The following is an 18,754-nucleotide window of genomic DNA, read 5'->3' as shown; positions in this document are numbered from 1 at the left end:
GGGTGTCGGCCGGACAACGGACGCAGGCTTCGCCCGAGCGCGTCCTGGTCTTCGCCGCCCACCCCGATGACATCGACTTCGGTGCGTCGGCGACCATCGCCGGGTGGACCGCAGCGGGTGTGTCGGTCAGCTACTGCATCCTGACGGACGGTGATGCGGGAGGATTTTCCGACGAGGACCGACCGGGCCTCGCGAAGCTCCGTCGCGAGGAACAGCGGGCTGCCGCCGCGATCGTCGGCGTCACCGACGTGACATTCCTGGGGCAACCCGACGGGTTCCTCGAGCCGACGGACACCGTAATCCGCGGGATCGTACGCCGCATGCGGGAAGTCCGGCCCGACGTCGTCCTGTCGATGCATCCCGAACGGAGCTGGGACCGGATCCAGAAGAGCCACCCCGATCACCTCGCGTGCGGGGAGGCCGTGACCCGGGCGGTATACCCGGCCGTGGAGAATCCCTTCGCGTATCCGGAGCTGGAGGCGGCTGGCCTCCGGAGCTACCGTGTTCCGTGGCTGTGGTTCTACGGAGCGCCGTCGCACCACGAGAACCGCTTCGTGGACGTGACCGGGCTCGAGGACCAGAAGCTCGCTGCCATCACCGCGCATCGGAGCCAGCACCCGGACGTCGATCGGATGCAGTCCAGAGTTCGCGCCATCCTGCAGGACAACGCCCGGCGGGGCGGCCTGCCGGAGGGACGGAGCGCGGAGGCCTTCCACGTGGTCGGCGTCAACACGGACGAGACCATCGCAGGCTTCTAGGCGCAGGTGCGCCCACACCGCGCCCGCCAGGGATTAAGCACATCAGCCCCGCCGAAGGATCGACGGGGCTGAGAGGTGCGTTATCGTGCTGGGAACCTACGCGCCGAGTGGGATTTCGGCGACGATCGGCAGTGTCGGCGTCTCGGATCCGCCTTCGGGCTCCACGGTGATGGCGATGGCACTGAAGCCACTGATCTCGGGTAGTTCGGTGACCGCGCTACCGGCGACGTCGTCCCCGGTCATGGTGCTCACGGAGACCGGCGCCGTTCCGTCGGCAGGGATCCGCCACATCTGGTACACGAACCCCTCGGCGGGAGCGGGTATTCCATTGAGTGTCACGACGGCGGCATCCTGCTTGCTGGAGACGGCGAGTTCCGCGGTCCCTCCGGCCTGAAGCGCCAACTGCTCGGTCCTGACGTCCGACGCCTCGAGAACCTGCTGCTCGACGGTGGTCTGCTGCAGGTTCTGGGCGATCGTCACACCTCCGACGGCGAGCACTGCGGCCGCCGCTGCGCCCACGGCCCAACGGGCGGCCCGGGAGGACATGGAAGCCTTAGCGGATCGTCGGTTCGCCAACTCGTCCTGGATTCCGGGCCCTCCTGTTGCCGAGGGAGCGGGATCACCTTCTTCGACTGCCGCCGGCGATGCCGGTCGTCCCGACCCGCCGGCACTGGTGTCCGCCCCCGGGAGCTGCGCGACGATGCGTTCGAACAGGTCGGCCGGAGGCTCCACCTGGTCGGTCGCGTAGGCCGACGTCACCGTCTCCCGACAGGTGCGGACCCGCTCGGTGAAGGCTGTCCTGATCGTCGGGTCCGTGTCCTCCAGGAACGCTTCGATGTTCCAGCGCTCCTCGCTGCTGATGGCATCCAGTGCGTAGAGCTCGGCCCACTCGAGGACATGGCCGCGGGCCAGATCCGTCTCGAGGTCATCTGCAAATTGTCTGTTCATATCCTTGTCCTGCATCTCAGATCACCCCTAGGCATGTCTTGAGTCGGAGTAATCCATCGCGGATTCTTGATTTGATGGTCGGTACCGCGACGCCGAGCTTCTCGGCCACCTCACGGTAGGTGAGCCCGCCGTAGTAGGCCATCTTCACTGATTCCTGCTGGGTGGCCGTCAGAGTGTCGAGACACCTCACGACACCCTCCGCCTCGAGGCGCTGGGTGACGGTGTCGACGACGTCGTCGTGATCGATGGTCTGGGTTGCCGCCCCGTAACGGGCTTCCCGATCCGTGGCACTCTGCTCCGAGCGCACCTTGTCCACAGCGCGTCGGTGAGCGAGGGTCATGAGCCAGGCCATCGGGCTGCCGAGGGCCGGGTTGAAGCGATCGGCGGTGTTCCAGACCTGGAGGTAGACCTCCTGGGTGGCGTCCTCGCTCAGGTCCGGATCGATCAGCACTCGCCGCGCCAATCCGTACACACGCTTCGACGTCTGCTCGTAGAACTGCGCGAAGGCCGTGCGGTCCTGCCGTGCGATGCGCAACAGGAGATCGGTCAGGGTCGGACCGGCGCTGGGATCAATGGCCGACTCGTCTGCGGGTGCGATGGGACTGACCCGGCTTACTCGTGGCGTTTCCATAGGGCTCCAGCATAAAGCGCCGGACGCCTCGAACCGAACAGCATCGGGAGGGTCGTGCTGCGGGGGACGAACACGTCCCTGCTGCAATAGCACCATTCCATTACTCCTGCCGGTCCGCGGTCAACTGCTGACACCAGGCATTCGGAGCAGGTAGATCCCCGGATGGCCCGGCGCGTCGTGCTACTCGGTCGTCCGGTACGAACCGACGGCGATCAGTGAGTCCGCGTTCAGGACGAAGTCCTCGCCGAGCCGGTCCAGAAGAGCATCCCTGACACGCTCCAGCGCGTCAGGATCACGCGGCAGCAACCCTCGATAGCCGCTGCCCTGCGCGAGGGACCAGGCATGGTCGGCATCGAGGGGGACGGCCAACCCGAGCTTCTCCACCGTGACGTCGGTGAGGCCCCGGGCGCCGAGCCACTCCTGCAGACGATCGGCCGATGCGAGGCGCCTGCGGTTCTCGACGAAGACCGGAGTGGCCGACGGGCCGATCGAAGCGGCGCCGCCGGAGGGGGTGGTCCCGAGGGAGCGGATGGAATCGAGGAGAAGGTCCCCGAAGGGTTCGAGCGCCCTGTCGTCCCAGGCGCTGAGCGCCACGCGTCCGCCAGGACGCACCATGCGGACGATGCGGTCCATCGCGGTGTCCATGTCGTCGAGCAGGAGAAGGCCATAGCAACTGATGATGGCGTCGTACGGCGCGCCGGGAGTCCACTCGGAAGGATCCGCACAGTGAAAGGAGACATTCTCGAGTCCAAGCGCTTCCGCCTTCGCCTCCGCGAGGTCGAGCATCGCGGAGGAACGGTCCACGGCATCGACGTGACCGGCGGGGCCCGCGAGCTGAGCCGCGGGCACCGTGCCGGTGCCGGTGCCGGCGAAGACGTCGAGGACCCGCTCGCCCAGCAGGATGTCGGCTGCGGCCACGACCGCGTTGCTCACCGGGTTCCAGACGGCGGGCGCGAGGAGGTCGAAGTGTTCCGCGCCGCCGTTGGGCAGTGCTGCGGCATGGCGAGCGGGCATGGGGGCTCCTAGACGTCGATCATCGCTGCGCACCTGCGAAGTCCTGTTGGCGCCAGGCTTCGTAGAGCACGATCGATGCGGTGTTGGCGAGGTTGAGCGAACGGCGCGAGGGCAGCATGGGAACCCGGACGCGGGCGGTGACGTGCTCGTCGTGCTTGACGTCCGCTGGGAGGCCGTCGGACTCACGCCCGAACATGAGCACGTCCGAGGCTTCATAGGCGATGTCCGTGTAGGACACATCCCCGTCCGAGGTGTACGCGAAAACCCGCCGTGGCTTCAGTGCGGCCCAGGCGTCGTCCAGCGTCCCATGGACGTGGAGGACGGTGAGGTCGTGGTAGTCCAGTCCGGCCCGTCTCAGCTTCGAGTCCTCGAGACTGAACCCCAGGGGTTCGACGAGATGTAGTTCCGCGCCGGCGACGGCGGCGAGCCTGATGGCGGCTCCGGTGTTGCCCGGGATCTCGGGGGTGTGGAAGAGGATGCGGAACACCGCTCCATCCTAGCTTCCGGCCGCGGCGAGCAATCGCGCGAGCACAGGCAGCTGCACCACGTTCGGCGTCGGACCCGAGGCCAGGAACGACCGGATGGTGCGGACGGCGGTACCGGCATTGACCACCTGGATCAGGTTCGGCGATGACCGGTCGAAGCCGGGCGGTACGTCGATCACCGGGGCGAAGGGATTATCAGGCGCGCCGTGGATGACCACCCAGCCGGCGACGTTGAAGTCCGGGAAGAGATCCTGCACGGCCCGCACGGTCACGGTCATGCGGTAATCCATCGGTCGGCCCTGATGGCGCAGGGAGCGGCCGTCCCAGGAGAAATTGCCCGGTGGCGCGGTGAAGGAGTCGATGACGGCGATCCGGTAGCCGGCGAGCAGCACATGTCCTGCTGCCGTGTCGTCCCGGTCGTCGAACTCGACCCCGTTGACCAGTCGAGCCGCGGGGTAGGTGGGAAGCAGGGCTCGTTCGAGCAGTGCGGCGGTCCTCAGTTCGCCGTCGATCCTGGCCCGGACGCCCCCGTTGAGCCTTCCGAACATGCCCGGCTGCCGGGGTGAGCCATGCACCTGCTTCCCGGCGAGGATCAGGGGTACGGCCGGGGGAGCCGACGGGGAGAACGGCGGGAGGTAGTTCGGGGGTGCCTTGGCGGCTTCCTCGTCCTCGACGCGTGTTCGCGTCGACTGCCGTGCGCCAGATGCCGCCGAGCCGGTGCCGGGGCCGGCATCCGCGCGGGGAGCGCCGGATGGCGTGGCGCGTCTGCGGCCGGTCTCGGCGTCGTAGCGCTCCCGCTGCTGTGGGTCGCTGAGGACCTCATAGGCGACGGCCACATCGTGGAACCGGGCGGCGCTGCCACCGAGATCGGGATGGGCCGTACGTGCCGCACGTCGGTAGGCGTCCTTGATGGCCTTGGCGTCGGCTTCCGGGGACACACCGAGGACGTCGTAGTACGACTTCCGTGGTGCCTCTGCCATGGATGGCCTTTCCTGGGAGTTGCGGTTCCGGCAGGACCGGGACCCGACGTCGGCCTGGAGCGGCCGCTGCCCGATACCACCTGAGACTAGAGGCACAGGTGGGTCCGGACAAAAGCCGTCAGCCCTGTCCGCCTGCTGCTCGGATGCCGGGAAGCGTTTCCTGGGAAGTGCAGGCAGAGGTACAACGGAGCAGCCGCCCGGTAAGTTCTCTCCGGGACGGACTCAGGAGGCCCGCCGGTACAGCGTATAGAGGGCGGACTCCTCCGTGAGGAGCGAGGCGAGCGTCAGGGCGACGGCGTCTCCCGGGCTGTCGCCCGAGGAGATGCGTGGCCCGTCGCCGCCCGCGAGGAGGGGGCTGATCGACAGGCACAGCTCGTCCACGGCGTCGGACCGGGTGAAGCCGCCCAGCACCGCCGGACCGCCCTCGCACAGGACCTTCAGGAGACCGCGCCGCTCGAGCTCGGCGAGGACTGCGGATGTGTCCACCGTGTCCGTGCCGCAGTCCACGACGTCGGCCACGGCCTCGAGCGCGGCGCGCTTTCCTGCGGGGGCGCTGGACGACGTGAAGATGATGGGACGGACAGGCGCCTGCGTGAAGAATCCGCTCGTCGCATCGAGGTCGAGGCTCCCCGAGATGACGGCGACGGCCGGATGCTCGCCGAGCCCGTGCGCACCACGCCAGGACCGCGCGTCGTCGTCGACCAGCTCACCCTCGTACCCCTCGGTCCGGATGGTCCCCGCTCCGACGAGCACGACGTCTGCGAGGCGTCGGAGGACCGTGAAGATGCGTTTGTCGCCGTCATTGCCGAGGCCGGCGGAGAACCCTCCGCTCGTCGCCGCGCCATCGGCGGCCGCGACGAAGTTGAACCGGACGTACGGCCTGTCCGAGGCGGGGTACGCGTAGATGCGATGCAGGGCGTCGTCGCCGATAGCGGCGCCGGGTGCGGAGGGGATGAGGGAGGTGATCATGGTGCCGCCGGTTCGTTGTGGTCGCCCATGTTGTGGCGGAGGTAGGCGGGTTCCCGCCAGCCGAGGACCGCCTCGGTCATGGTGATGGCCGCGCGGGACGCCGGAACGTTGTGCATGCGGACCACGCGGGCCCCGCCGAGGATGCAGATCACGGCGGCTGCGAGCGATCCCTCGACGCGTTCCCGCTTGGGCCGGTCGAGTGTCTCGCCAATGAAGTCCTTGTTCGAGACCGCGACGAGGGTCGGAAATCCGAGCCCGGCGATCTCGGCGAACCGGCGGGTGATCTCCAGGGAGTGCAGCGTGTTCTTGTTGAGGTCGTGTCCGGGGTCGAGGAGGATGCGGTCCTCGGGGATGCCCAGCCGGACGGCCTCGTCGACCTTGCGCAGGAGGAACTCCGAGACCTCCTGCACGACGTCGTCGTAGGTGGGTCTCGGGAACACCGTGCGGGGTGCGGCGAGGCTGTGCGTGATGACCAGGTGCGCGCCGGCCTCGGCGACCACGGCCGCCATGTCGGGGTCCCGCAGCCCGGTCGTGTCATTGACGACGTTCGCGCCGGCGGCGAGTGCCTGGCGGGCGACCTCGGGCTGGAAGGTATCGGCGGAGATGATGACGTCGGATGCGTCGCGGACCGCACTGATGACGGGGACGATGCGCTCGGCCTCCTCCGCGGCGGGGATCGGTTCTCCGGGGGAGAACGGAGCGCCGCCGATGTCCACCCAGTCCGCGCCGTCGTCGACCGCCCGGAGCGCTGCGTCCACGGCCGCCTGGAGCGCGTAGGTCGCACCACCGTCGAAGAACGAGTCCGGTGTGCGGTTGACGACCGCCATCAGGGCGACCTGGCGGTCGAAGTCGATCGTGCGCGTGCCGAAGGTGTGCACCGCATGCCGGAGACCGGGCAGGTAGGTGCCGGAAGAGGAAGGAGCCGCTGCTTGACTGTCCACCCTGCATTCATACCACCGTAAACCGGGCGTTCCCGTAGCCGCGGGCCGGCGTGACGGGCGCCACCGGAATCGGCCCGGCCGCGCGGCGCCCGTAGAATCGAGGTATGCCCGTGTATGTCGATCACGCGGCGACCACGCCGATCTCGGCGCCGGCGCTCGCCGCTCTCACCCTCGAACTCAGCCGGAGTGGAAACCCCTCCTCCCTCCACGGCTCGGGTCGCCGCGCCCGGCGCTCGGTCGAGGAGGCCAGGGAGACGATCGCCGCCGCGGCCGGTGCCCATGCGTCCGAGGTCATCTTCACCTCCGGCGGGACGGAGGCCGACAACCTCGCCATCAAGGGCCTGTACTGGGCGCGGCGATCGGCGGACGCGGCACGCACCCGGATCATCTGCAGTTCGATCGAGCACCACGCCGTGCAGGACACGGTGGAGTGGCTCGGGCGGCACGAGGGCGCGGAGATCGTCTGGCTCCCCGTCGACCCGACAGGCGTCGTCTCTCTGGACGCCCTGCGCGCCGCACTCGCCGACGCCCCCGAGCGCACTGCGCTCGTCACCGTGATGTGGGCCAACAACGAGGTCGGCACGGTGCAACCGATGAAGAGCATCGTCGCCGAGGCGGCGCGCTACGGGATCCCGGTCCACAGCGACGCCGTCCAGGCTTTCGGGTCCCTCCCGGTCTCCTTCGCGGACTCCGGCCTCGCCACCATGGCCGTGAGCGCACACAAGATCGGCGGGCCGGTGGGAGTCGGAGCGCTGCTCGTCGGCCGCGCTGTCGCCCTCACTCCCGTCCAGCACGGCGGTGGCCAGGAGCGCGATATCAGATCCGGCACGCTCGACGGCGCCGGTATCGCCGCCTTCGCCGCAGCGGCCGACGACGCCGTCGCGCACCTCGCGGTCGAGGGGGCCCGCCTCGCCTCGCTGAGGGATCGCCTGATCGACGGCATATCCCGGAAGGTACCGGAAGCCGTCCTGCGCGGCGTCGCCCATCCGGCACCCGAAGGTGCGCGGCTCCCGGGCAATGTGCACTTCACCTTCCCCGGCTGCGAGGGGGACTCGCTCCTGTTCCTGCTCGACCTCGCGGGCATCGAATCCTCCACGGGTTCGGCCTGCACCGCAGGTGTCCCGCGTCCCTCGCACGTCCTGCTGGCCATGGGGCTGACCGAGGACGAAGCCCGCGGGGCCCAACGGTTCAGCCTCGGGCATACATCGACGGCGCAGGACGTTGACGCCGTGGTGGACGCAATCGGCGGGGCGTACGAGCGCGCCCGCAAGGCCGGTATGGCCGGCCACGCATCGACCATCCAAACGGCAGGAACGGGTTTTTCATCATGAGGGTACTGGCAGCGATGAGCGGCGGCGTCGACTCCGCAGTGGCGGCGGCGCGCGCGGTGGAGGCCGGGCACGACGTCGTCGGGGTCCACCTCGCCCTGTCCCGCATGCCCGGGACCCTGCGCACCGGCAGCCGCGGATGCTGCACCATCGAGGATTCGCGGGACGCCTGGCGCGCGTGCGACATCCTCGGCATCCCCTACTACGTCTGGGACTTCTCCGAGCGGTTCAAGGAAGACGTCGTCGACGACTTCATCGCCGAGTACGCGGCAGGGCGCACTCCCAACCCCTGCATGCGCTGCAACGAGCGCATCAAGTTCGCGGCGTTGCTCGAGAAGGCGCTCGCCCTCGGGTTCGACGCCGTCTGCACCGGTCACTACGCCAAGGTGATCGACGACGCCGACGGCAACCCGGAGCTGCACCGCGCGGCCGACTGGGCGAAGGACCAGTCCTACGTGCTCGGGGTTCTGACGCACGAGCAGCTTCGGCACTCGATGTTCCCGCTCGCCGAGACGCCGTCGAAGGCCGAGGTGCGTGCCGAGGCGGAGCGGCGTGGCCTGTCCGTCGCCAACAAGCCCGACAGTCATGACATCTGCTTCATCCCCGACGGCGATACCCGCGGGTGGCTCGAGGAGCGCATCGACATGACCGAGGGTGACATCCTCGATGTCGACGGCGAGAGGATCGGCAGCCACCCCGGCGCGAACGCCTTCACCGTCGGCCAGCGACGCGGCCTCAAGCTCGGTACGCCTGCCGCCGACGGCAAGCCCCGCTTCGTACTCGAGATACGCCCGAAGCAGAACGAGGTGGTGGTCGGTCCGGAGCATCTGCTCGCCATCGACGAGATGAGGGGCATCAAGGTGTCCTGGGCCGGCCTTCCCATCGACGAGGTGGCCACGGGGGAGGAGTTCGACTGCATGGCGCAGGTCAGGGCCCATGGTGATCCTGTCGCCGCTCGGGCCAGCGTAGGACTGTCCGACGGCGCCGCGCAGCTGATGGTCCGCCTGATCGAGCCGATGCGGGGCGTGGCGCCCGGTCAGACCGTGGTGCTGTACCAGGGCACGCGGGTACTAGGGCAGGCGACGATCGACTCCGCGCGGTCCGCGCTCCGCCCCGAGCCGGCCACGGCGCAGCGCTAGTCGCAGTTCACCCCGCCCCGCCGGCTTCTGCTTGACTGGACCCATGACGCATCCACGCAGTGGCTTCGACCCGGCAGCCAGTTCACTCGCAGGAGACGTAGCCCCCGAGGTGATGGCCGAGCTGCTCTCCGTGCGGAGCTCGATCGACAATATCGACGCCACCCTCGTGTACCTCCTGGCCGAACGCTTCAAGGCCACGCAGCGCGTGGGACACCTGAAGGCCGAACACGACCTCCCGGCCGGGGACCCGCAGCGTGAATCCGCGCAGATCGCCCGGCTGAGGATGCTCGCCGAGGAAGCCCAACTGGATCCCGCCTTCGCCGAGAAGTTCCTGAACTTCATCATCTCGGAGGTCATTCGCCACCACCAGGCCATTTCGGAGAACCGCAGGCCCACGTCGGAGGGGGCGCGCGGCACCGCGACGACGTCCGGTCCGGACCCTTCTGATCCGGACCCTTCTGCTTCCGGTCCGACGGCGCCCCCCGGCAACGCCCGTGGCTGACGAGGACGGAACCACCGCGGTCCGGGGGACGGCGGCCGGCGACTGGCCCGGCACCGATCCGCTCGAGGCCAATCGCGCCGTGCGCGGCGAGCTCGGAGGGGCGAACGTCCCCTTCCTCCCGTCCCTGGCCGCTCGCGGGCCGGGAAGTGACGAGATCGGGCGCACGCTCGGGATCCTGGTCGAGATGCCCTTCGACCTCCAGCCCCACGGGTGGCGGCTCGTGCAGCGGCCGGGCAAGGACCAGCGGCGTGCGGAGTCCGCGCTGTCCTCCGACATCAATGCGCTCGGGGACATCGCCGGGGCTGAGGAGCGCACGTCACCCCGCCTGAAACTGCATCTGCAGGGTCCGCTGTCGCTGGCCGCCGGCGTGCACCTGCACAACGGCGAACGGGTCCTGATCGATCACGGCGCACGGCGGGAGCTCTACGCCTCACTGGCTGCGGGTGCCGGGGAATTCGTGCGCCGGGTGTCGTCCGTGGCCCGCGGGGCCGAACTGATCCTCCAGCTCGACGAACCCGACGCCGACAGGATCCTCAGCGGACGCGTGCCCACCGCGAGCGGATACCGCAGCCTGCGGGCCATCGACCGGCGTGAGGCGACGGAGGCATGGGACCTCGTGACGGCGTCGGTCGTCGCCGCAGGAGCCTCGGGTACCGTGCTGGCGCCCGGCGACTCCGACGTCGCGCTCGATGCCGCCCGCGCCAGTGCGGCCACGGCACTCGCCCTGCACCTGCCGTCGATCACCGACCGCCAGTGGGAAGCGCTCGCGGAGGACATCGAATCGGGCCGCGAGCTCTGGCTCGCGATCCTCGATCCGCGCGGCCCGGTGCCGCAGGTCAGCGCCCTCGTCGAGCCGGTGCTGGCCGCCTGGCGGCGGGTCGGGTTGCCCGTGCAGGCGCTCGCCGCGTTGACCGCCACGACACAACACGGTCTCGAGGTGCGGTCGCCGACCGACGCCGTCCGGGTCCTCACGCGCCTGGCGCAGGCTGCCGACGCGCTCGACCAGGTCCGCGCGGAGGGATAGCGCGGTCCCGCCTGTCGGCGGTCCTCTCCGCTGGGGTCCTTGCCGCCGGTGTGCACCCTCGGCAGGGTCAGACGCGCTGTTCCCAGCGACGCGGTTCCGCACCGGAGGGCAGGACGCCGTCGAACTCCCGGGTGGCGTACTCGAACAGCCCTGCGTAGACGAGGAGCGTGCCGAGCTGACGATGCACGACGCGCGTCCTGATGCGGAAGGCGCCGGCGTCGTCGTCCCACCACTGCTCCACGTATGCGAGCGCCCCCAGGGCATCGGGCAAGGGAAGCCGGAGCCCGGCGAATACCCGCGTCCGGGAGGACACCATGCGGATGTGGCCCTCGTCGGTCGCCGTGCAGGTGAGCAGGGTGGCCATCCGGCGGTGTCGGCCCACGTAGTCGGTGAGGACGCCGTCCTGCAGGGAGGTTGTGTCCTCGAACACGCGAAGGGCCGTGCCGAAATCGAGCTCGCGCCGGGCGGTGAGGGCCGGGCGGCCGAAAGGGTCGACATGCGGGTAGTTGCTGATGGTGAAGGGCACGTCGCTGTTGTACTCGGGGAAGAAGGCGTTCTCGAGGGTGGTCAGTCGGAACGCGGGCCGTGCGAACCACGCAGGACAGCCGGCGACGTCGAAGACGCCTCGTCCGTGACCCGACACCCCGCTTCCCGCGTGCATCCCGAAGTACTCGCGCAACTCCGGCTGGAGGCGGCCGAAGTCACTGCCCATCGCCTGCTGGTAGATCGAGATCATGCCGCCCACTTCCGTCGCTCGGACACCCAGTCAACCATGATGCACCGCGGAAACCGGCGGTGTACCCGGAGGTGCGGATCGCCGGGGATCCCCGAGCAGAGGGCGGGTGTGTCCGTCACAGGCGCCCCGCGGCCTTGAGCCTGATGTAGGCGTCGGCGAGCTGGGGCGGCAACTCCGCGGGCACCGCGTCCACGACCTCGGCGCCCAGGAGTCGGATCTGGTTCGCGACGGCGGCGCGATCCAGCAGGGCGCGTTCGGCGGCGGCCGCGCGGAAGGTGGCGGCCGCCGTCGACCTGTCGGCGCTCATCTCGTCCAGGCGCGGATCCCGGACGGAGGCGACCACGACGACGTGACGCTCGGTCAGGCCCGGCAGCGCCGGCAGCAGGCCCTCTTCAATGGCGCCGGAATCGAGACTTGTCAGCAGCACCACAAGGGAGCGGTGGGCCGATGCGGCGCGTACCTGCGAGGGCAGGCGGGACCAGTCCGCCTCAATCAGTTCCGCCTCGAGCGGCGCCATGGCCGTCACGAGCGAGCTCAGCAGGTTGCCCTTGGCCGTCGAATCGACGCGGGCGCGGAGCCTGCGGTCGAAGGCCAGGAAGTGCACCTTGTCGCCGCCGCGCTCGGCGAGGACGGACAGCAGCAGTGCCGCTTCGATGCCGGTGTCGAGGCGCGGCTCGTCGAGGACCCGAGCAGCCGATGTGCGGGACGTGTCCAGGACGACGACGACGCGGCGGTCGCGCTCGGGGCGCCACGTGCGCACCACGGTGTCGCGGCGCCTGGCGGTGGCGCGCCAGTCGATCGACCGGACGTCGTCGCCCCGGACGTAGTCGCGGAGGGAATCGAACTCCGTCCCGGCTCCCCTGATCTGCACGGCGGACCGACCGTCGATTTCCCGCAGGCGGCGGAGCTTCGAGGGGAGGTGGCGTTTCGAGTTGAAGGGTGGCAGCACGCGGAGCACGCCCGGGGCCGGGACACTGAGCTGGCGGGCGGCGATACCCAACGGGCCGGCGCTGCGGATGGTGACGGTCCCGACCCGGAGGATGCCGCGCCGTGACGGTCGGAGGAGCACGGTCATCCGTCGCGCCTCGCCCGCCGGGACGACGACGGCCTGCTCGGGATCCGCCGCACCGGCCGAGGGCTGCCAGGCCTCCCGCACGGTTGCACGCAACATCCGCGAGGTGTCATTGCGCAGCACGAGTGAACTGCTGCACTGCTCACCCAGCCGGACGCTGTCCGGCAGGGTCCGTGTGATTCCGACACGTCGTGGAGAAGCGGCGAGTGCGGCATCGACACCGGCGAGCGCGGCCAGCAGGGCGGCCCACAGCAGGATCGACGTCGCACCCGGGTAGAGGACGACGGGCAGGACGCCCAACAGGGCCAGCAGGACGAAGCGGCCGGTGATGGCCAAAGGGACTCCTCTCGGATCCGGTAGCGATGCCTCGCGGAGGGATCAGGGGTGGGATGCGGTCCTACCGGGGGACGGGGACGGTACCGAGGATGCTGACGAGGACATCATCGACGTCCACCCCGTCCATCTGCGCTTCGGGCCGTAGTGCCACCCGGTGCCGGAGCGCGGGAAGGGTGAGTGCCTTGACGTCGTCGGGTGTGACGAAGGAGCGGCCCGACAGCCACGCCCAGGCACGCGAGGTGTTCAGCAGTGCGGTGGCACCGCGGGGGGAGACCCCGAGCTGGAACGACGGCGAGGTCCGCGTGGCGCGTACGAGGTCCACGATGTACGCGAGCACTTCGGGGGCGATGGTGACACGTCCGACCGCAGCGCGGGCACGGTCGATGTCCTCCGCCCCGGCGACGGCGCGGATACCGGCGGCGCCGAGGTTCCGGGGATCGAAACCGACGCTGTGCCGGCGGACCACCTCGATCTCGTCGTCACGCCCGGGCAGCGGAAGGGTGAGCTTGAGGAGGAAGCGGTCGAGCTGTGCCTCGGGCAGGGGATAGGTGCCCTCGTACTCGACCGGGTTCTGCGTCGCGGCGACGATGAAGGGTGACGGGAGCCGCCTCGAGACGCCGTCGACGGAGACCTGCCGTTCCTCCATGGCCTCGAGGAGCGAGGCCTGGGTCTTGGGCGGGGTCCGGTTGATCTCGTCGGCGAGCAGGATGTTCGTGAAGACCGGCCCCTCGCGGAAGGTGAACTCCGAGGTTCTGGACTCGTAGATCAGGGAGCCCGTGATGTCACCGGGCATCAGGTCCGGCGTGAACTGGACACGCTTGGTGCCGAGGTCCAGGGCTGTGGCGAGGGTGCGGACGAGCAGGGTCTTGGCGACGCCCGGAACGCCCTCGAGCAGCACGTGCCCGTCGGCGAGCAGCCCGATCAGCAGCCCCGTCACGGCCGCGTCCTGGCCGACGATGGATTTCCCTACTTCCGCGCGCACGCGCAGCAATGCGGCCCGCGCTGACCGGCTGTCATCGTCCTCCTGCCCGGGTGCCTGGGGCACCCTTTCCTCGACCCGGGTGGCCTGGTGGGCTCCGCGCGGAGGCCCCGCCGTCGCCGGCTGCCCGGTATCGTCCTGCCAACCTTCGGTGTCGGTCATGGTGACGTGATCTCCTTCTCGAGGTCGAGGATTTCCTGTGCCCACAGCACAAGGTCGCGATGCGTGGTCGGGGTGTGATGCAGCAGCCGTTGTTCGAGCTCGACGCGCGGCCGGCTCGAGTGGCGTGCTGCCGCAGCCACGACGTCCAGCGAAGAGGCGGAGCGGCCCACGCGCAGCCGTCGCGCCATCCTGGCGAGGGTCGCTGCACGGAGGTTCGCGGCCGCGTGGCCGATGGACCGCGAGTCCTGGTAGAGGCGCGCCCGTCCTTCCGCCGTCTCGGCGGCGCGGACGACGACGGGTAGCGGCTCGGCCGCGAGCGGACCCAGGCGCCGTCCCCGCCAGGCCATCGCCAGGAGGGCGCAGATGAGGAGCCAGACCAGCAGCGGGTCCACCCACGGTGGCAGGAGGGTGCGCGGATCGATGCCCTCGCCGATCGAGACGACGTCCGCACCGGTCGGTTCGTACCATACGAGGGTCGGGGAGGATCCGAGCGACCGGAGAGCGAGTGCCGCGTGCCCCTCCTCGGTGATGGACCCGTTCGACAGGATGTCCGGCGCACCGAGGACGGCCACGGAGCCGTCACTGCTCGTGACATACAGGCCTCCTGTCGCGCCGTCATCTGCTGCGTCGGCGTCTCCTGAGCCGTTTTCCGCAGCACGGGTGTCCGGAGAACCGTCCTCCGCACCTCCCTCCTCTGCAGCTCCCTCGACCTCCTGCGAGAAGCATTCGACGCTTCCCGCGTAGACCGTCCCGTCGGCTGCGAGCCTGCCCGCAGCCGTCGCGTCAGCATCGGCACACCGGGCGGTCACGGCAGGGGAATCGCCGCTCAGGGTGAAGGGAGTCGGCCCGACCACCGCGAAGACGTCGGCGAGCCGGGTCAGCTGCCGGTTATTCGGGGCAGCCAGGACGGCCCGGTCCGACTCGTCCGTCAGCTCGGCCACCTGATCCGCGCTGAGATACTGCCGGGCATCATTGAGGAACAGGGTGGCGGGCCCGTCCGCAAGGGCGTCCATCGCGTCCTCGAAGGACCGGGCCCGGACCACGTCGACACCCTGGTCGGACAGGACTTCCGCAACCGCCCTTGCTCCCTGTGGGGCCGGATTGCCCGGGGACAGGGCGCCATCGTCCTCCTCGGAACCGGGCAGCAGGTTGATGATCAGGATCAGCGCGAGGACGAGGGCACCGATGAGCAGGGGAAGGGCCCGCCTCGCCCGGACCCGGGCCGTGGCGCGTGCGCTGCTGCCGTCGCCCATGATCTCGCGGCCCTGGGTGGGCTGATCGGGAGCACGCCCGGTCGTCGTGCGGGGAGAGTCCTGCCGCCGTGACGGTGCATCGGAGGGCGATGCGCGAGCCGGGTCCACGGGTGCCGGGCCCTGCCGCCGGTCCCGTGTCACTGCGGTGCCGCCGGCGTCGTCGAGCCCTCGGCGTGCACGGATTGTTCGGGCCGCTCCGTCGAGAAGCGATCATCGACGGCGGCAGCGCGCCGGTACTCCTCGCCGCTGGCCTTGCCGCTTCCATAGACGGTCTCGTTGAACAGGTCGGCGAGCCATGCGACGTCCGCCGAGAGCGGCGGGAAGACACCCCCGAGCTGGACGGCCGCCTCTGTCGCCGTCCTGCCCGGCTGTTCTGCGATCACGAGCCGCTCCTCGGCGGAACGGATGATTGCGCGCAGCACCTCGGCCACGGCGCCGTTCCAGTCCGCCGCGGATGCCAGGGCAGAGGCTCGGCTCCTGTGCTGGGCCGCGGAATAGCGGGTTCCTTCATCGAAGACAGCCGTATCCTCCTTCCGGCCGCGGGCATTGAGCCTGGGCTTGATCAGCACGATCGCGACGATGATGATCAGGGCCGCGCCGATCGCCACCACGAGCGTCCCGGGCCCCGCCCCCAGCCCGCCGATGCCGTCGAACACTCTGGCGATCCCGCGGAGGACCTCCGCCAGGACCCGTTCGAAGACGTTGGGCTGTGCCTCCACGTAAGCGGCCTTGGCGAGCTCCTCCTCGAGGAGGCGACGTGCCTCCTCACCGTCCGGGGTGAGCGACGCAGTTGGTCCACCGATCACGGAGAACTCCGCAACGACGGCGCTGGCCCTGCGGTCGTCCTCATCAGACGGGCCTTCGGGGCTGGTGCCCGAACGCGGTGGTGCCCCCGGGGAGGACATCCGTGGGACCGGACCCGGCTTGCTCGTGCTCGCGCATCAGGACGACGTCGAACCCCTCGCGACGGATCCGCAGGTCGACGTAGAGCAGCGACGTCACGCCCGCCTGAAAGGCGTAGCCGATGGCGGTGAACAGGGCAGTGATGGCCTGGGTTGCGGCGAGGGCGGGCAGCGATCCGAGTGCATCGGGGGTGGCGGAGGCGCTGGAGCTGAAACCGAAGATGAGCGATACCGCGAAGGTGAGGGGGGTGGAGATGACCGAAGCGATAATCGAGACGATGATGCTGGTCAGCACCACGATGCCGAAGGTCCGCCACCAGTTGCCGCGGGTGAGCTGCCATGACCGCTTGATCGAGCTCCACGGACCTACGCCCTCGAGCATGAGGGCAGCGGGTGCGACGACGAGCTTGACGGAGATCCACACCATCAGCACCAGGGCGCCGATCACGAGCGGGACGATCACGAAGGCTGAGTACGTCTCGAGCCCGCTGATGGCCAGCGCCGAGATGCCCACCAGCAGCAGCAGCCCGACGAGGCCTGCCGCGAAGGACAGGAGGCCGAAGCCGAGCAGCGGGAGGATGCGGCCCCTCGCGAGCCGCCAGGCCTGGCCGAAGGACGTCTTCTGGTTGATGACGGCGCGAGCGATCGGGATGACGAGGATCCCCTGCAGGACGAGCAGCGCCACGGCCGACACCACGCCGGCCACGGTGGCGAACACCCCGAGGCCGGCGACAGCGCCGATGATGCTGTCGGTCGAGGGATTCGCCTGCGCGAACACCTCGACCGAGGACAGGAGGTTACCGAGCAGGAGGACCGTCACCAGCGCGACGACGGCCTGCAGGAGGATGGCGGTGCCGAAGGTGGCTACGGGATTCCGGCGGCACGCCTGGAACGCCCCATCCAGGATCTCGCCGAGACCGAGCGGTCGCAGGGGGATGACGCCCGGCTTGGGTGGCGCCTGGTACTGGTTGGCGGGCGGGAATCCCCGGCCGCCGTAGGGTCCGCCACCCTGCCAGGGCGGCGGGTACTGGTTGCCCCAGCCCTGTGTGGCGGGGCGACCGCCGGCGGATGCGGGGGGAGCCGCATCGAGCGGGCCCTGGTAGCCGGACGGGCCCTGGTAGCCGGACGGGCCCTGGTAGCCGGACGGGCCCTGGTAGCCGGACGGGCCCTGGTAGCCGGACGGGCCCTGGTAGCCGGACGGGCCCTGGTAGCCGGACGGGCCCTGGTAGCCGGACGGGCCCTGGTAGCCGGACGGGCCCTGGTAGCCGGACGGGCCCTGGTAGCCGGACGGGCCCTGGTAGCCGGACGGGCCCTGGTAGCCGGACGGGCCCTGGTAGCCGGACGGGCCCTGGTAGCCGGACGGGCCCTGGTAGCCGGACGGGCCCTGGTAGCCGGACGGGCCCTGGTAGCCGGACGGACTCGGGCCACCGCTCACACCGGGGGACTGCCAGGGTGCTGCTGGGGGACCCGCGTCACGGCTGGTCCCGCCCGACGGCTGCGACGGCTGCGACGGCGTCGGGGCCCGGCCGTCAGGTGTGTCCGATCCTGCTGTCGTTCCGTCGGGAGGCACTTCGGCGTCGTCCGGCACTGTCGCGTCGTTCGGCTGACCATTCACCTGATCACTCATAGCGTCCCCTCGGTCGATGCTGCCGGGAGGCATGGAGTCAGCGTCCCCTCCTGCATCATAGTGAGGACCGCCACCCAGCCGGGCAGCAGCACGCCCGGTCGCCACCCGCATCGCCCCGCTTCCAGGCCCTTCTCCTGTGATCCGGCCTCCCTGCGGTGGGGCTGGTGGGACTTTGCGTCCCCGATGGGACAGTATTGGGGTATGAAGGCTCGCATACTGGTCATCGATGACGACGAGGCCCTGTCCGAAATGATCGGCATCGTCCTCCGCAATGATGGGTTCGACCCCGTGTTCTGCGCCGACGGTGCGGCGGCGCTCGGCGTCTTCCGCTCGTCCCACCCGGATCTCGTGCTGCTGGATCTCATGCTTCCCGGCATCGACGGCATCGAGGTCTGCCGCCAGATCCGTGCCGAATCGGACCTCCCCATCGTGATGCTCACCGCGAAATCCGACACGTCCGACGTCGTCCGGGGCCTGGAATCAGGTGCCGACGACTATGTCCCCAAGCCGTTCAAGCCCGCCGAGCTAGTGGCGCGCGTGCGTGCGCGGCTCCGCCCCGCCGAGTCGAGGGCTCCGGAGACGCTGAGAATCGGTGATGTGAGTATTGACGTCGCCGGACACGAGGTGAACCGCGCGGGCACCCGGGTCTCGCTGACACCCCTCGAGTTCGATCTGCTGGTGGCACTGGCACGTAAGCCGTGGCAGGTCTTCACCCGCGAGCTCCTGCTCGAGCAGGTGTGGGGCTATCGCCACGCCGCCGACACCCGGCTCGTGAACGTTCACGTGCAACGGCTGCGCTCGAAGATCGAGCGGGACCCCGAGGCACCCGAGATCGTCCTGACGGTGCGTGGTGTCGGCTACAAGGCCGGGCAGAGCTGACGCGGGGAGCGGTGGCGCACGCGCTTCCGTTCCCGTCACCGCCGCAGTCGACGGACAAGCCGGGCTCCCGGAAGACGCGGAATCCCGTC

General features: G+C 69.9%; 19 protein-coding genes. 6 read left to right on the top strand and 13 right to left on the bottom strand.

The genetic code is table 11. The features are described 5' to 3' along the window. The first annotated feature begins 2 nt into the window (after positions 1 to 2). Complete coding sequence (locus tag D6T63_RS12325) at positions 3 to 758, top strand: PIG-L deacetylase family protein (protein ID WP_120149355.1); 756 nt, start codon at positions 3 to 5, stop codon at positions 756 to 758. 96 nt (positions 759 to 854) lie between these two features. Here the strand turns inward: D6T63_RS12325 and D6T63_RS12320 are convergent, their stop codons facing one another. The 7 genes from D6T63_RS12320 to folP all read right to left on the bottom strand — a co-directional run bounded on the left by D6T63_RS12320 (position 855) and on the right by folP (position 6,726). Continuing rightward, entirely contained in the window at positions 855 to 1,706 is an 852-nt protein-coding gene (locus D6T63_RS12320; protein WP_182976985.1) for an anti-sigma factor, read from the bottom strand. A 16-nt stretch (positions 1,707 to 1,722) separates the two neighbouring features. Continuing rightward, entirely contained in the window at positions 1,723 to 2,337 is a 615-nt protein-coding gene (sigK, locus tag D6T63_RS12315; RefSeq protein ID WP_120149353.1) for an ECF RNA polymerase sigma factor SigK, read from the bottom strand. 180 nt (positions 2,338 to 2,517) lie between these two features. Continuing rightward, complete coding sequence (locus tag D6T63_RS12310; RefSeq protein WP_120149352.1) at positions 2,518 to 3,351, bottom strand: class I SAM-dependent methyltransferase; 834 nt, start codon at positions 3,349 to 3,351, stop codon at positions 2,518 to 2,520. A gap of 19 nt (positions 3,352 to 3,370) precedes the next feature. After that, positions 3,371 to 3,838 (bottom strand): tRNA (cytidine(34)-2'-O)-methyltransferase, encoded by a 468-nt coding sequence (locus D6T63_RS12305; protein WP_120149351.1) that lies wholly within the window; start codon positions 3,836 to 3,838, stop codon positions 3,371 to 3,373. Positions 3,839 to 3,847: 9 nt separating this feature from the next. Beyond that, positions 3,848 to 4,816, bottom strand: coding sequence for a J domain-containing protein (locus D6T63_RS12300; protein WP_120149350.1), 969 nt, complete (start codon positions 4,814 to 4,816; stop codon positions 3,848 to 3,850). 222 nt (positions 4,817 to 5,038) lie between these two features. Further along, a complete protein-coding gene (locus tag D6T63_RS12295; RefSeq protein ID WP_120149349.1) occupies positions 5,039 to 5,785 on the bottom strand; it encodes a pyrimidine reductase family protein in 747 nt (248 codons plus the stop codon). Next, on the bottom strand, positions 5,782 to 6,726 hold the full coding sequence (gene folP / locus D6T63_RS12290) for a dihydropteroate synthase (RefSeq protein WP_235830724.1): 945 nt from the start codon (positions 6,724 to 6,726) through the stop codon (positions 5,782 to 5,784). Before folP ends, D6T63_RS12295 begins: the two co-directional genes overlap by 4 nt. 104 nt (positions 6,727 to 6,830) lie before the next feature. Between folP and D6T63_RS12285 the strand changes: the two genes are divergently transcribed. Genes D6T63_RS12285 through D6T63_RS12270 form a run of 4 tightly spaced genes read left to right on the top strand, consistent with a single transcriptional unit; the run spans position 6,831 to position 10,719 of the window. Continuing rightward, positions 6,831 to 8,057 carry a cysteine desulfurase family protein gene (locus D6T63_RS12285; RefSeq protein ID WP_120149348.1) on the top strand — a complete coding sequence of 409 codons (1,227 nt, stop codon included), beginning with the start codon at positions 6,831 to 6,833 and terminating at the stop codon, positions 8,055 to 8,057. After that, positions 8,054 to 9,193 carry a tRNA 2-thiouridine(34) synthase MnmA gene (mnmA, locus tag D6T63_RS12280; RefSeq protein WP_120149347.1) on the top strand — a complete coding sequence of 380 codons (1,140 nt, stop codon included), beginning with the start codon at positions 8,054 to 8,056 and terminating at the stop codon, positions 9,191 to 9,193. The genes D6T63_RS12285 and mnmA overlap by 4 nt, the downstream gene beginning before the upstream one ends. Before the next feature lie 43 nt (positions 9,194 to 9,236). Continuing rightward, positions 9,237 to 9,695, top strand: a complete 459-nt coding sequence (locus tag D6T63_RS12275) for a chorismate mutase (RefSeq protein WP_120149346.1) — start codon at positions 9,237 to 9,239, stop codon at positions 9,693 to 9,695. Further along, positions 9,688 to 10,719: a uroporphyrinogen decarboxylase/cobalamine-independent methonine synthase family protein gene (locus tag D6T63_RS12270; RefSeq protein ID WP_120149345.1), complete on the top strand. Its 1,032-nt coding sequence runs from the start codon at positions 9,688 to 9,690 to the stop codon at positions 10,717 to 10,719. The genes D6T63_RS12275 and D6T63_RS12270 overlap by 8 nt, the downstream gene beginning before the upstream one ends. Before the next feature lie 67 nt (positions 10,720 to 10,786). Here the strand turns inward: D6T63_RS12270 and D6T63_RS12265 are convergent, their stop codons facing one another. The 6 genes from D6T63_RS12265 to D6T63_RS18960 all read right to left on the bottom strand — a co-directional run bounded on the left by D6T63_RS12265 (position 10,787) and on the right by D6T63_RS18960 (position 17,786). Next, a complete protein-coding gene (locus tag D6T63_RS12265) occupies positions 10,787 to 11,455 on the bottom strand; it encodes a DUF4166 domain-containing protein (protein WP_120149344.1) in 669 nt (222 codons plus the stop codon). Positions 11,456 to 11,570: 115 nt separating this feature from the next. Next, positions 11,571 to 12,863 carry a DUF58 domain-containing protein gene (locus D6T63_RS12260; protein WP_120149343.1) on the bottom strand — a complete coding sequence of 431 codons (1,293 nt, stop codon included), beginning with the start codon at positions 12,861 to 12,863 and terminating at the stop codon, positions 11,571 to 11,573. A 61-nt stretch (positions 12,864 to 12,924) separates the two neighbouring features. Beyond that, on the bottom strand, positions 12,925 to 14,004 hold the full coding sequence (locus tag D6T63_RS12255) for an AAA family ATPase (protein WP_120149342.1): 1,080 nt from the start codon (positions 14,002 to 14,004) through the stop codon (positions 12,925 to 12,927). Then, positions 14,001 to 15,398: a DUF4350 domain-containing protein gene (locus tag D6T63_RS12250; protein WP_147394365.1), complete on the bottom strand. Its 1,398-nt coding sequence runs from the start codon at positions 15,396 to 15,398 to the stop codon at positions 14,001 to 14,003. The genes D6T63_RS12255 and D6T63_RS12250 overlap by 4 nt, the downstream gene beginning before the upstream one ends. After that, positions 15,395 to 16,063, bottom strand: a complete 669-nt coding sequence (locus D6T63_RS12245) for a DUF4129 domain-containing protein (RefSeq protein WP_182976984.1) — start codon at positions 16,061 to 16,063, stop codon at positions 15,395 to 15,397. Before D6T63_RS12245 ends, D6T63_RS12250 begins: the two co-directional genes overlap by 4 nt. Before the next feature lie 43 nt (positions 16,064 to 16,106). Then, positions 16,107 to 17,786, bottom strand: a complete 1,680-nt coding sequence (locus D6T63_RS18960; protein WP_182976983.1) for a DUF7847 domain-containing protein — start codon at positions 17,784 to 17,786, stop codon at positions 16,107 to 16,109. A 201-nt stretch (positions 17,787 to 17,987) separates the two neighbouring features. Here D6T63_RS18960 and mtrA point away from each other — a divergent pair, with 201 nt between their 5' ends. Beyond that, positions 17,988 to 18,665: an MtrAB system response regulator MtrA gene (mtrA, locus tag D6T63_RS12230; protein WP_120149338.1), complete on the top strand. Its 678-nt coding sequence runs from the start codon at positions 17,988 to 17,990 to the stop codon at positions 18,663 to 18,665. The last annotated feature ends 89 nt before the right edge of the window (positions 18,666 to 18,754 follow it).

It is taken from the genome of Arthrobacter cheniae (genome assembly GCF_003602275.1).
Classification (GTDB): Bacteria; Actinomycetota; Actinomycetes; order Actinomycetales; family Micrococcaceae; genus Arthrobacter_D; species Arthrobacter_D cheniae.
The sequence above is the reverse complement of the archived record's forward strand: the minus strand, read 5'-3'. Positions and strand labels throughout refer to the sequence as shown.

Coding starts and splice junctions, on each gene's coding strand:
- mnmA (WP_120149347.1), top strand. CDS start 8,054: ATGAGGGTACTGGCAGCGATGAGCGGCGGCGTCGACTCCGCAGTGGCG.
- D6T63_RS12295 (WP_120149349.1), bottom strand. CDS start 5,785: ATGATCACCTCCCTCATCCCCTCCGCACCCGGCGCCGCTATCGGCGAC.
- D6T63_RS12275 (WP_120149346.1), top strand. CDS start 9,237: ATGACGCATCCACGCAGTGGCTTCGACCCGGCAGCCAGTTCACTCGCA.
- D6T63_RS12300 (WP_120149350.1), bottom strand. CDS start 4,816: ATGGCAGAGGCACCACGGAAGTCGTACTACGACGTCCTCGGTGTGTCC.
- D6T63_RS12320 (WP_182976985.1), bottom strand. CDS start 1,706: ATGAACAGACAATTTGCAGATGACCTCGAGACGGATCTGGCCCGCGGC.
- D6T63_RS18960 (WP_182976983.1), bottom strand. CDS start 17,786: ATGAGTGATCAGGTGAATGGTCAGCCGAACGACGCGACAGTGCCGGAC.
- D6T63_RS12255 (WP_120149342.1), bottom strand. CDS start 14,004: ATGACCGACACCGAAGGTTGGCAGGACGATACCGGGCAGCCGGCGACG.
- D6T63_RS12310 (WP_120149352.1), bottom strand. CDS start 3,351: ATGCCCGCTCGCCATGCCGCAGCACTGCCCAACGGCGGCGCGGAACAC.
- sigK (WP_120149353.1), bottom strand. CDS start 2,337: ATGGAAACGCCACGAGTAAGCCGGGTCAGTCCCATCGCACCCGCAGAC.
- mtrA (WP_120149338.1), top strand. CDS start 17,988: ATGAAGGCTCGCATACTGGTCATCGATGACGACGAGGCCCTGTCCGAA.
- D6T63_RS12285 (WP_120149348.1), top strand. CDS start 6,831: ATGCCCGTGTATGTCGATCACGCGGCGACCACGCCGATCTCGGCGCCG.
- D6T63_RS12265 (WP_120149344.1), bottom strand. CDS start 11,455: ATGATCTCGATCTACCAGCAGGCGATGGGCAGTGACTTCGGCCGCCTC.